Raw genomic sequence first — 11,730 nt, forward strand, 5'->3', positions numbered from 1 at the left:
TGGAAGGGCAATGTTTGTGTTTCGGGACATTTCTCATACGCCACTCCTGGAATTAGCCATGATTAAGCAGGCCCATTCGGGGACTCCGAGGGCTCGATGCTCGCGGATTCGGGTATGTGCCCGTTTCCAGTATTTCCATAAGCACATACGCAGTCCTCTGCCATTTCAGCGGTCAATTCTTCCACCCACGCCTGTCCAAGTTTACAGCTGCAACCCTTGGCAGCTTAAGATTTTGTCATATGTTGGTGACTCATCCGACTGCAACCGCCTCAAATTGGATTCGTATACCTCAGGCCGTGCTTTTGCCTCCGGCTTCCTCGCGGCAGACACCCTTGCCTTTGGCTAACGGTAGGCGCTTGTCAGCCCCTATTCGGGACTTTCACCCTAGAGATAACGCCCATGCTGGGCATACAACTAAGAAAGCCGTCCCCTAGGGGACGGCTTTCTCTTTTAAAGTGCGTTTAATCATTTTTAGGACCGCATTGAACTTTCGTCCAAAGGGCATTGTTTGATACTTATATATTATAGCAATTCCATCGTGATGAATCAACACCTTTGTTATATTGATTGTTCAGAGGATTGCACGATATTCTCTCGTCCTGCTGCAGCGGTATTTTTAGCCGCCTCCAGTTGTGTAATTGCTTTAGAAAACTTTCGCGTAAAAAGTCCGATTATCTTTTCATCGATCATATCCATAAACTGTGCAGGCAGTTTAACGACTAGGTCGGAACCTTTCCTAGGCCTATATATACGTAATTTACTGATCGGCTGAAACTGATTGGGAATTGCAAATGCTTCTTTTCCATTCATTCCACTTATCACACCAATATATATTTCATGCTTGTGCAGAATATCCTTTGTTTGTCCCAATTCGAGAGATCCCAGTGGAATGACATTAACGACTGGATTCGATTTTTCATTATCATCCATGACGACAGCGTAGTGTAATCCACCAATTTCGGAGCCTGGATTAAAACCGAAATTGACATAGATGATATCGCTACGATTATACTTGCGAAGTTTCGAAGGTTCAAACCCCGTTTCCCATTGCAAATACTGATTTTGTGTTTTCATCCACTCGATAAATATCTGACCACGTTTAAGGCCCATGTTTTCAAGTGTTTGTTGTAGATCGGCCAGTCTCTGTTCGGAGAATTCAAGCCACTCCCCCTCAGCCCCGCCGGCCAAACAGACTGCGCAGCAGCCCGCGCGGTCCGGCATCTTGTGTCTGCTGATGAGCCAGCAGCCCAGCTGCTGCTGGCTCCAACTCCTCGCCTGCCAGCAGCCGAGTAGCATTGGCCTCAAAATAATGCCGCACTGCCGGTCCCATGCGCGCTTCAATAAGCGCATATGCCTCGCTCAGCTTGAAGCCTCTGCGCTGGGCGTGATGTGCATCGGATGAGACGAGGTGAATAAGCCCGTTTTTCATCATCGACCAAGCGCCTTTTTCGATATTTTTGCCATAAAGGCCGAGCAATGAATGTGTTGTCACCTGGGTCCATGCGCCGAGATCGATCAGTTCTTCCAAACGATGCGGCTCCCGCAGTGCTTCCATATTCCGTTCCGGATGGGCAATGACCGGCCGAATACCGAGCAGCGACAGCTCATAGATGAGCTCAGCCATCTCTTGCGGAATTTCATTCGTCGGCATCTCAAGCAGCATATACGGGGTATCCGCCAGTCTCAGCAGCTCACCTCGCTCCAAATTGTCGAGCAGCTCCCCATGCACCCGAATCTCTTGCCCCGCATGAAGACGGAGCGGAAAACCCTGCTCATGGAGCAACTTCTGCGACTGCTCCAGCAAGACCCTCACCTCGTTCGCTGGGTTCCAATAAACACCGTTTGCATGGTGAGGCGTCGCAATAATATCGGTAATCCCCTCTTGGACAGCTGCGGTTGCCAGCTCCAGCAGATGCTCCTGGTGGCTTGCACCATCGTCTATGCCAGGCAAGATATGCGTGTGTATATCAATCATCGGCTTTCACTCCCCGCTTGTTCTATCCTGATCCTTCCATTCTAAGCGATCTTGTAGACGAGCGTCATCCTCCTGGAGCTTTATTTGTTATCGACATACATTACCCACAGCTTATCAACAGGGTTGTGCACAGAATCCGCCCCTGTTGCTCACAACTTATCCACAGGAAACTATTTTGTGAACAACTTTTTTTCTAAGCCTTTTAATCAACAGCCCAACTCCGATAGGAACTTTCACAGAAAAATAAAAAACAGCCCTGCTGTCCGCAATGGACAAACAGGGCTGCTGTTGGGCGCACTAAGATTAGCCTTAAAGGCTGATCCGGGTAATAGCACGCTGCAGGGCCATCTCGGCGCGGCGGAAGTCCGCATCGTCCTTGCGGCCGCGCAGGCGGTCTTCAGCACGCTTCTTGGCAAGCTGCGCACGATCAACATCGATTTCTCCCGGCAGCTCAGCGCTTTCGGCGAGAATAACGACCTTCTCGTGGCGGACTTCAGCGAAACCGCCGCTAACGGCGATACGCTCTTCCTTGCCACCAATTTTCGCTACTACAGCAGCGATTTTGAGCGGGGTTACCAACGGCACGTGATTAGGCAGAATGCCCATCTCGCCTTCTACGCCGCGCAGGATGACCATATTAACATCCTTGGCGTAGACCGTACGCTCAGGGGTTACAATTTCAAGCAGTAAGGTGCTCATACCGATACCTCCATCCGCCGAGGATTAAACCTCTTGAGCGAGTTTCTTCGCCTTGGCAACGGCGTCTTCAATCGTTCCGACGTTGTGGAAGGCCGGCTCAGGAAGATCGTCATGCTTGCCGTCAAGGATTTCCTTGAAGCTGCGAACGGTGTCTTTGACCGGCACGTACAGGCCAGGCATGCCATTGAACGCTTCGGCAACATGCAACGGCTGCGACAGGAACAGCTGAATGCGGCGAGCGCGTACAACGACCAGCTTGTCGTCCTCAGACAACTCGTCCATACCGAGGATGGCGATGATGTCGAGAAGCTCTTTGTAACGTTGAAGCAGCTTTTTAACGCCTTGAGCTACTTGGTAATGCTCTTCGCCAACGATTTCCGGCGTCAGGACGCGGGAAGAAGAAGCCAGCGGGTCAACGGCCGGGAAAATACCCATAGCGGCGATGTTACGCTCCAAGTTAGTCGTGGAGTCCAAGTGGGCAAACGCCGTAGCTGGGGCCGGGTCCGTATAGTCATCGGCAGGAACGTAGATCGCTTGGATCGACGTTACGGAGCCATTTTTCGTGGAGGTGATGCGCTCTTGAAGTTGACCCATCTCAGTTGCCAGCGTTGGCTGGTAGCCTACCGCGGACGGCATACGGCCGAGAAGAGCGGATACTTCGGAGCCCGCTTGCGTGAAGCGGAAGATGTTATCGACGAACAGAAGAACGTCGCGGTTCTCTTGATCGCGGAAGTACTCAGCCATTGTAAGGCCTGTCAGGGCAACACGCAGACGCGCGCCTGGAGGCTCGTTCATTTGGCCGAATACCATTGCGGTTTTTGCGATAACGCCGGAATCGCTCATCTCATGGTAAAGGTCATTACCTTCACGAGTACGCTCGCCTACGCCGGCAAATACGGAAATACCGCCATGCTCAGAAGCGATGTTGTGGATAAGCTCCTGCATCGTAACGGTTTTACCTACGCCCGCGCCGCCGAACAGGCCGACTTTACCGCCTTTGGCGTACGGAGCCATCAGGTCGATAACCTTGATGCCGGTTTCCAGAATTTCTTGTTGGGTGGACAGCTCATCGAAAACTGGAGCTTGGCGGTGGATAGGCAGCGTCATAGTGCGATCAACATCACCGTTGCCATCGATCGTATCACCCGTAACGTTGAATACGCGTCCAAGCGTAGCTGGGCCTACTGGAACCGTAATTGCAGCTCCGGTATCCAGTACTGACGTTCCGCGTACGAGTCCGTCCGTGGAAGACATAGCTACACAGCGAACCGTATTGTTTCCAAGATGCGTAGCGACTTCCAGAGTCAGCTTCACGTCTTTTTCGGATGCGCTTTTCGCTTTTTGTTCAATCTTAATGGCGTTCAAGATGTCAGGCAGATGGCCGTTGTCGAATTGTACGTCGACAACCGGGCCCAGTACCTGGACAACGCGACCGTTGCTCATAGGGGTCCCTCCTGTATCTAAAGATAGTTATATCAATCAAGCAGGATTAAACCTGCCGGTGGAGCGATCTTGCGATGCGCCGGATCCCCCCGCTGGGGAGGGAAGAGAACGGCAGCTTAGCCTTGAGCGTTTGCGCCGCCAACGATTTCGGCAATTTCTTGCGTAATCGCGGCTTGCCGCGCACGGTTGTAGGTCAGCGTCAATTCGCCGATCATCTTCGTGGCGTTTTTGGTCGCGTTGCCCATGGCCGTCATACGGGCACCGAACTCGCTGGCCTTGCCCTCAAGAATCGCACTGTAAATGACGGTCTCGGCGTATTTGGGAAGCAGTACACTCAGCACGGACTCAGCGTCCGGCTCATATTCGTACTGTGTCGCAGCGCCTTTGAACTCATCCGTTGCAAGCGGAAGCAGCTTCTTAAGAGTCGGAATCTGGGACAGAGCGTTCAGGAAGCGGTTATAAATGATATAAACCTCATCGTAACGGCCATCCTCGAAACCTTGAACCGCTTTGCTCGCAACCGGCTTGATATCGCCATATTTAGGAGCGTCGGCAATGCCAGTCACTTCCTCGGCGATGCTGATGTTGCGGCGATTCAGATATGCCGTGCCCTTGCGTCCAACCACCAGGATCTCGTACTCATCCTTGGAACGGTGATTTTCGGCGACGGTGCTCATCAGCTTGCGGAGCACGTTGATGTTGTAACCGCCTGCCAGACCGCGGTCGGAGGTGATGATCAGGTAAGCTGTCTTTTTCACCTCGCGCTTCTGGAGCATCGGATGCTTGATGTTGCCAGAACCGGCGGCAATGCTGGATACAACCTCGCGGATTTTGTCCGTGTAGGGGCGTGCCGAGAGAGCAGCCTCCTGTGCACGGCGAAGCTTCGCCGCAGCGACCATTTCCATCGCTTTGGTAATTTGCTTCATGTTTTGCTTGCTCTTAATCGAGCGTTTTATCTCGCGCATGCCTTTAGCCATTTGTTGTCACCACCTTACTTTTCGGCCCCTGCTCCCGCCTTTGGGCGCAGGGGCCGGCATCATCGTTCCAAGCTATTAAACCGAACGGGAGAAGCCTTTCTTGAAGTCCTGGATGGCAGCAACAAGAGCTTTCTCGTTGTCGGAGTTGAGGTCTTTCGTATCGCGGATAGAGACCAGAATTTCTGGCTTATTCGCTTGAATGAAGCTCAGCAGCTCGCCCTCGAAGCGGCGAACGTCTTGAACCGGAATCTCATCCACATGGCCACGGGTTACCGCGAACAGAGATACGACTTGGTTCTCCAGCGGCAATGGCTGGTTGACGCCTTGCTTGAGGATTTCTAGCGTGCGCTCGCCGCGGTCCAGACGGGACTTCGTCACTTTGTCCAGATCGGAGCCGAATTGGGCAAATGCCGCCAGCTCACGGTACTGTGCAAGGTCAAGCTTGAGCGTGCCGGCTACCTTTTTCATCGCCTTTGTTTGGGCGGAGGAGCCTACGCGGGATACCGAGTTACCAACGTTAACTGCCGGACGTTGGCCGGAGTAGAACAGGTCTGCCTCGAGGAAGATCTGACCGTCCGTGATGGAGATAACGTTCGTCGGGATGTAAGCGGAGATGTCGCCCGCTTGAGTCTCGATGAACGGCAGTGCCGTCAGCGATCCGCCGCCGAGCTCGTCGTTCAGCTTAGCTGCGCGCTCCAGCAAACGGGAGTGAAGGTAGAATACGTCACCTGGGTAAGCTTCGCGGCCCGGCGGGCGACGGAGCAACAGGGACAGCTCGCGGTAAGCGGCGGCTTGCTTGGACAGGTCATCATAGATGACAAGAACATGTTTGCCGTTGTACATGAAGTACTCGCCCATTGCGCAGCCCGTGTAAGGAGCGATGTAAAGCATTGGGGATGGCTCGGAAGCGCTCGCCGTAACGACGATTGTGTAGTCCAGCGCGCCTTGACGGCGGAGGGACTCAACAACGGTACGTACAGTGGATTGCTTTTGGCCGATTGCAACGTAGATACAAATAACGCCGTTGCCTTTTTGGTTAACGATCGTGTCGATCGCGATTTGTGTTTTACCCGTTTGACGGTCGCCGATGATGAGCTCACGTTGGCCGCGGCCAATTGGAATCATCGCGTCGATCGCTTTGATGCCGGTTTGCATCGGCTCAAATACGGATTTACGAGCCATAACGCCTGGAGCTGCGGATTCAACCGGACGAGTCATTGTCGTCGCGATTGGACCGTTGCCGTCGAGCGGCTCACCCAGTGCATTAACAACGCGGCCCAGAAGGGCTTCGCCAACCGGAACTTCCATGATGCGGCCCGTACGTTTTACTTGGTCGCCTTCGCGGATACCCGTGTAAGGTCCCAGAATAACGACACCGACATTGCTTTCCTCAAGGTTGAGAGCCATGCCCACGACGCCGTTTGAGAACTCAAGAAGCTCTCCGGACATAGCGTTTTCCAGGCCGTGAACACGGGCGATGCCGTCTCCGACTTGAATGACCGTGCCAACCTCATCCACTTGAATGTCGGATTTATATTGTTCAATCTGCTGCTTAATCAGCGTGCTGATTTCATCAGGTCTGATGCTCAACTTCTTCACCCCTGTCTACAGTGCTTGGGAATTCAATTGCTTGCTCAGTCGCTCCAGCTTGCCGGAGAGGGAGCCGTCGTAAATCTTGTCTCCGATACGGACCTTGACGCCGCCGATCAGGGAAGAATCCACGACCTGCTCGCCGATAATCCGTTTGCCCGAAATAACGCTGAACTGCTGCACGACCTTGGAAAGCTCAGCCGCTTGCAGCGGAAGTGCTGTGAAAATCGTGGCGCGGGATTCACCGGAAGCCTCGTCGGCGATCCGGCTGTAAGCTTCGTACACGCTGCTCAAAGCCGAGTAACGGCCGCGTTCGATGAGCAACGTGACGGTATTCAGAACAATAGAGGACACGCGGTCCCCGATCGCTTTTTTGATCAGTTCGATCTTAACCTGAGCCTCAATGCCCGGCGTCGCCAGGAAACGCTGCACATCAGCATCGGAGCTCAAAGCTTCCGACACGAGCTGCAGCTGCTGGCGGACATCCGAGACAACGCCCTGTTTGCCCGCAACCTCGTACAGCGCCTGCGCATATCTTTTCGCGATGACGGTTTCGCGGCTCATTTGCTGACTTCTTTCAGGTAGTTATCCACAATCTGCTCTTGCGATTTCTCGTCGATTTGCTTCTCCACAATTTTGGAGGCAATCGCGACGGAGATACTGCCAACTTCGCTGCGCAGGGATGCGATGGCTTTGTTTTTCTCGCTTTCGATGTCGCGTACAGCCTCGTCCTTCAGACGAGTTGCTTCCGAACGAGCGGTGTCGACGATGTTGTCGGCCTGCTTCGTGCTGGTGACGCGAGCCTTCTCGATGATCTCGTTGGCTTCTTGACGAGCTTGAGCCAGCGCTTGTTTCTGGGCTTCCATTTCAGCGGAAGCTTCTTTACGGCTGTTTTCGGCCGCGTTCATTTGGTCAAGCACCATCTGGCGGCGCTGCTCCATGACGGCGAAAAGCGGCTTGAATGCGTACCGGTTCATCAACCAATAGAGAATACCAAATGCAAGCATCGCGAATACAAAAGATGTCCATTTCCAATCCATAACGGCACTCCTTTCACATGCGGTTCAAACACCAATTAAAACGATGGCGTGGAGGGCAATTAGGCCTTCCCCGCCATACGTACTAGGTCAATGTGTGACAGATATTAGCTGCTGAAGAATGCGAGGAAGCCGATAACAACGCCGATAATTGGCACAACCTCTACGATACCTACGCCAATGAACATCGTCGTTTGAAGCTTGCTTGCTGCTTCTGGCTGACGGGAAATACCCTCAATCGTTTTGCTTACGATCATACCGTTACCTACGCCTGCGCCGATTGCGCCCAGACCAACTGCGATAGCTGCTGCCAATACTTCCATTGTTTAAAATCCTCCTCTAAATTGGGTAATTAATGTGTAAGATATTTGAACCACCGAACGAACCAGCGGACTGCTTCGCTTCAGCAAGAATTACTGCGGATCAATGCGCCCCGTCATCATCATGGATGGCGGCTTGCGAAATGTAAACCATGGTGAGGATCGTGAACAGGAACGCCTGAATGCCGCCTACGAAAACACTGAAGCCCTGCCATGCGATCATGAACGGCGTACCGTAGCCCTTTAGCATAAGAATCGTGGCGATCAGTACCTCGCCCGCAAAAATGTTGGCGAAAAGACGGAGCGCCAGCGTAACCGGCTTCGCGATCGTTTCGATGATATTAAGCGGGAAGAAGAACCAGAACGGCTTGAAGTAATGCTGGAAATAATGTTTCGTATTCTGCTTCATGCCCAGGAAATGGACAATAACGAATACGATGAGTGCCAGTCCAGACGTAACGGACAAGTCCGCTGTCGGAGATTTCCACCAGGCCATCTCAGCATGTCCGCCTTCTGCAGCGTACTTATCCAGCATTGCTTGCGTAATGCCAAGCATTGGTTCGTGGACATAGGTGACGATATTAAGCGGCAGTCCAACTAGGTTGGAGATGAGGATGAACAGAATCAGCGTCAGCCCCAGCGACATATAAGGGCGAACCTTGTTCAGCGGCATCGCGCTAGAAATCGTCGAATGCACGAAGTCTACCGCCCACTCCATGAAGTTCTGAGCCTTCGATGGATTGGCAACCGACAGCTTGAGCGTCAGCAGCTTGACCAGTGCAAAGGTCAAAATGGCCGAAACGGTTATTGCGAGAAGCGATGAGAGATCAAACTCGATTCCATTCCAGGTGTATATTGGAAAATAATGCATACCTTTTGTTTCACCCCTTTCCACTGCGTTGTCGGCGAAGCATGAAGAAAGCGCATACCAGTATGACAAAAGGCACCGCAAAACATGAAGCTAGTGTAGCTGGAAGGCTGACGTACTCGGGGTAGCGGTAAGCGATCATGACGGCGAGCAGCACCATCGCGAGTCTTCCGGCCATGCCCACACTGGCTTTCTTGGGCTTGTCCCCTTGAGCCATAACACCGATCCACTCCACTCGCCTGCGCAGGAGAACGGTGTTGAACGATCCTGCAGCGATACCAAGCATGCAGCCTACAGCCACCGTGCGCCAGTCCGGCAATAAAGCCCAGAGCAGCAGACAGAGAGCTAAGAGCAGCAGAATGGCTGACTTGGTCATCTTAAGCACTTCATTCATTGCTGTCCTCCAAAACCTTTCTGACAATGAAGACGACCGAGACGATTCCGACCACAAGCCCTGTCAAAACCCCCGCGATGATCCATCCCGGAGTTCCTCCAAACCTTGCTCCCAGCCAGTAGCCGATCAGTATACAGACCGCCACATCGATTCCGAGAGCGCCGACAAACGCAAGCGCCTTCAGCGGGTCATCCCCCTTGCTCTTTTTGGTCATCAGTGTCCCCAATCAACCTTCATTATTTTATCCAAGCCGTTGAAGGTTTGTCAATTTTGATAATAGCAAACTTTCCAAGAACTTGTGATAAAAAACCTTGAAATGACGGGATTTGCCGTACATCCAAACCATACAGTAGAACTGTATGCTGTGTCGTTGTTGGAGTTGCCGCTCCTCCCGCCATAACTATGAACGTTGTGTGAACGCTTCAGGTCTGTCGCCTCGGCCAAAATGATGCAGGATCGCCCGTACGATACGCTCTGAAGCGGCTCCGTCTCCATATGGATTCGCAGCCTGACTCATACGCTCGTACGTCTCCCTGTCGCTCAGCAATGCGCGCGCCCGATCGTAGACACGAGACTCGTCTGTACCGACGAGTTCAAGCGTGCCCGCCTCAATACCTTCCGGACGCTCCGTTGTATCGCGCAACACGAGTGTAGGCACGCCGAAGGACGGCGCCTCTTCCTGCATGCCGCCGGAATCCGTGAGGATCATGTAAGCGTGAGGATAAAAATTGTGGAACTCGAACACATCGAGCGGCTCGATCAATTGGATGCGCGGGTGATCGCCCAAAATCTCTTGCGCCGGCTCGCGCACGGCCGGATTAGGATGCACCGCATACACAATCGCGATATCGTCGAATTCGTCGGCAATACGCTTCACAGCGCGGAAAATGTTGCGATGCGGCTCGCCGAGCGACTCGCGGCGGTGAGCCGTCATCAGAATGAGGCGGCGTCCTGCCGCCCATTCCAGCATCGGGTGGGTAAACGCAGGGTCCACCGTATACTGGAACACATCGGTTGCCGTGTTTCCGGTGATGTAGATCGTGGAATCCGATTTACTTTCCTTACGGAGATTGTCTGCCGACCAGTTCGTAGGAGCAAAATGCACATCCGAAAGCACGCCCGCCAGCTGACGGTTCATCTCTTCCGGATACGGCGACATCTTGTTCCACGTGCGTAGTCCTGCTTCCACATGACCAACCTGAATCTGCTGCAGGAAAGAAGCATAGCTGGCCAGGAACGTCGTCTGTGTATCACCATGCACGAGCACGATGTCCGGCGCCGCTTCGCGGAGCACTGGCTCTAATCCTTCAAGCACGCGCACCGTCGTTTCTGTCAGCGTCTGGCGATCCTTCATCACATTGAGATCATAGTCGGGCTTAATACGGAACAGCTCCAGCACCTGGTCAAGCATCTGGCGATGCTGGGCCGTTACACAGACGATAGACTGGATCTGCTCCGGGTGCTTCTGCAGCTCCAGCACGAGCGGAGCCATCTTAACTGCCTCCGGTCGGGTTCCGAAAATGGTCATCACTTTGAGTTTTTCCAAATGCTTAATCTCCCCTATCCTGAGTTATTCGGCTCTTACTTCGTGCCGAACATCCGGTCTCCGGCATCTCCCAATCCCGGGACGATATAACCCTTTTCATCCAGCTTCTCGTCAACGCCAGCCGCATAGATATCTACGTCTGGATGCGCCTTCTGTACAGCGCTCACGCCTTCAGGCGAAGCAATTAACACCATCAGCTTGATCTGGGTGCAGCCGCGCTTTTTCAAAGAGTCGATGGCGGCGTTCGCCGAGCCTCCGGTCGCCAGCATCGGATCAACGACGATCAGCAGACGCTCCGTCGCGTCCGTAGGCAGATTGATGTAATATTCACTTGGCTGCAGGGTTTCATGGTCTCGCGAAAGTCCGATATGGCCTACCTTGGCGGCTGGAATCAGCTTCAGGATGCCGTCGACCATGCCAAGGCCTGCACGCAGAATCGGCACGATGCCGAGCATACGGCCCGAAAGCACTTTGGATTTTGCCGTAGCGACTGGTGTTTCCACCGAAATCGTGTCCAGAGGCATGTTCCGTGTGATCTCGTACGCCATCAAGGTTGCAACCTCGTCGACAAGCTCGCGGAAGTCTTTTGTCTTGGTGTCCTTGTCGCGGATAAACGTCAGCTTATGCTGAATTAGTGGATGGTCGCAGATGACCAGTTTGCTGCTCATGGGGGTTGCCCTCCTGAATTTCACTTGAATTTGCCAACCTATTATAGCATTCCCTACCGGGCGGCGCATCAAGCATTGTCACTGGCGGGGAAAAGAGAGCCATTTGAGGTCTCTTGTTGCTTCATGCTGACGTCCGTTCGCACCTGTACATGCGCGGCAAAGCCCCAGCTTAATACCGCAATGCGGCATTAAGCTGGGGCTCGTTAGGTTATA

General features: G+C 53.2%; 14 protein-coding genes and 1 pseudogene. All 15 read right to left on the minus strand.

Annotated elements, in window-relative coordinates; all coding sequences use genetic code 11:
* Positions 1 to 36: 36 nt before the first annotated feature.
* Positions 37 to 159: pseudogene (locus CGZ75_RS26360) on the minus strand (group II intron maturase-specific domain-containing protein); the annotation flags it as partial.
* 399 nt (positions 160 to 558) lie between these two features.
* On the minus strand, positions 559 to 1,221 hold the full coding sequence (locus CGZ75_RS14445) for a type II toxin-antitoxin system PemK/MazF family toxin (protein ID WP_089524990.1): 663 nt from the start codon (positions 1,219 to 1,221) through the stop codon (positions 559 to 561).
* Positions 1,172 to 1,975 (minus strand): tyrosine-protein phosphatase, encoded by an 804-nt coding sequence (locus CGZ75_RS14450; protein ID WP_089524991.1) that lies wholly within the window; start codon positions 1,973 to 1,975, stop codon positions 1,172 to 1,174. Before CGZ75_RS14450 ends, CGZ75_RS14445 begins: the two co-directional genes overlap by 50 nt.
* A gap of 309 nt (positions 1,976 to 2,284) precedes the next feature.
* A complete protein-coding gene (locus tag CGZ75_RS14455; RefSeq protein WP_089524992.1) occupies positions 2,285 to 2,674 on the minus strand; it encodes a F0F1 ATP synthase subunit epsilon in 390 nt (129 codons plus the stop codon).
* Positions 2,675 to 2,698: 24 nt separating this feature from the next.
* Positions 2,699 to 4,117, minus strand: coding sequence for a F0F1 ATP synthase subunit beta (gene atpD / locus CGZ75_RS14460; protein WP_089524993.1), 1,419 nt, complete (start codon positions 4,115 to 4,117; stop codon positions 2,699 to 2,701).
* Between the two features lie 116 nt (positions 4,118 to 4,233).
* The gene (gene atpG, locus CGZ75_RS14465) at positions 4,234 to 5,094 is read right to left on the minus strand and encodes an ATP synthase F1 subunit gamma (protein ID WP_089524994.1); all 861 of its coding nucleotides are present in this window, start codon (positions 5,092 to 5,094) and stop codon (positions 4,234 to 4,236) included.
* 75 nt (positions 5,095 to 5,169) lie between these two features.
* Positions 5,170 to 6,684 carry a F0F1 ATP synthase subunit alpha gene (atpA, locus tag CGZ75_RS14470; RefSeq protein ID WP_089524995.1) on the minus strand — a complete coding sequence of 505 codons (1,515 nt, stop codon included), beginning with the start codon at positions 6,682 to 6,684 and terminating at the stop codon, positions 5,170 to 5,172.
* Between the two features lie 15 nt (positions 6,685 to 6,699).
* Positions 6,700 to 7,248, minus strand: a complete 549-nt coding sequence (locus CGZ75_RS14475) for a F0F1 ATP synthase subunit delta (protein WP_089524996.1) — start codon at positions 7,246 to 7,248, stop codon at positions 6,700 to 6,702.
* Positions 7,245 to 7,724: a F0F1 ATP synthase subunit B gene (atpF, locus tag CGZ75_RS14480; protein WP_089524997.1), complete on the minus strand. Its 480-nt coding sequence runs from the start codon at positions 7,722 to 7,724 to the stop codon at positions 7,245 to 7,247. Before atpF ends, CGZ75_RS14475 begins: the two co-directional genes overlap by 4 nt.
* A 104-nt stretch (positions 7,725 to 7,828) precedes the next feature.
* The gene (atpE, locus tag CGZ75_RS14485) at positions 7,829 to 8,044 is read right to left on the minus strand and encodes a F0F1 ATP synthase subunit C (RefSeq protein WP_089524998.1); all 216 of its coding nucleotides are present in this window, start codon (positions 8,042 to 8,044) and stop codon (positions 7,829 to 7,831) included.
* A gap of 100 nt (positions 8,045 to 8,144) precedes the next feature.
* Positions 8,145 to 8,912 carry a F0F1 ATP synthase subunit A gene (gene atpB, locus CGZ75_RS14490; RefSeq protein ID WP_089524999.1) on the minus strand — a complete coding sequence of 256 codons (768 nt, stop codon included), beginning with the start codon at positions 8,910 to 8,912 and terminating at the stop codon, positions 8,145 to 8,147.
* A 10-nt stretch (positions 8,913 to 8,922) separates the two neighbouring features.
* A complete protein-coding gene (locus tag CGZ75_RS14495; RefSeq protein ID WP_089525000.1) occupies positions 8,923 to 9,303 on the minus strand; it encodes an ATP synthase subunit I in 381 nt (126 codons plus the stop codon).
* On the minus strand, positions 9,296 to 9,517 hold the full coding sequence (locus CGZ75_RS14500; RefSeq protein WP_089525001.1) for an AtpZ/AtpI family protein: 222 nt from the start codon (positions 9,515 to 9,517) through the stop codon (positions 9,296 to 9,298). The genes CGZ75_RS14495 and CGZ75_RS14500 overlap by 8 nt, the downstream gene beginning before the upstream one ends.
* Positions 9,518 to 9,703: 186 nt before the next feature.
* A complete protein-coding gene (wecB, locus tag CGZ75_RS14505; protein WP_089525002.1) occupies positions 9,704 to 10,849 on the minus strand; it encodes a non-hydrolyzing UDP-N-acetylglucosamine 2-epimerase in 1,146 nt (381 codons plus the stop codon).
* Positions 10,850 to 10,884: 35 nt separating this feature from the next.
* Positions 10,885 to 11,517 (minus strand): uracil phosphoribosyltransferase, encoded by a 633-nt coding sequence (gene upp, locus CGZ75_RS14510; RefSeq protein ID WP_089525003.1) that lies wholly within the window; start codon positions 11,515 to 11,517, stop codon positions 10,885 to 10,887.
* Between the last annotated feature and the right edge of the window lie 213 nt (positions 11,518 to 11,730).

Source organism: Paenibacillus herberti, from assembly GCF_002233675.1.
In the GTDB taxonomy this organism is placed as follows: domain Bacteria; phylum Bacillota; class Bacilli; order Paenibacillales; family Paenibacillaceae; genus Paenibacillus_O; species Paenibacillus_O herberti.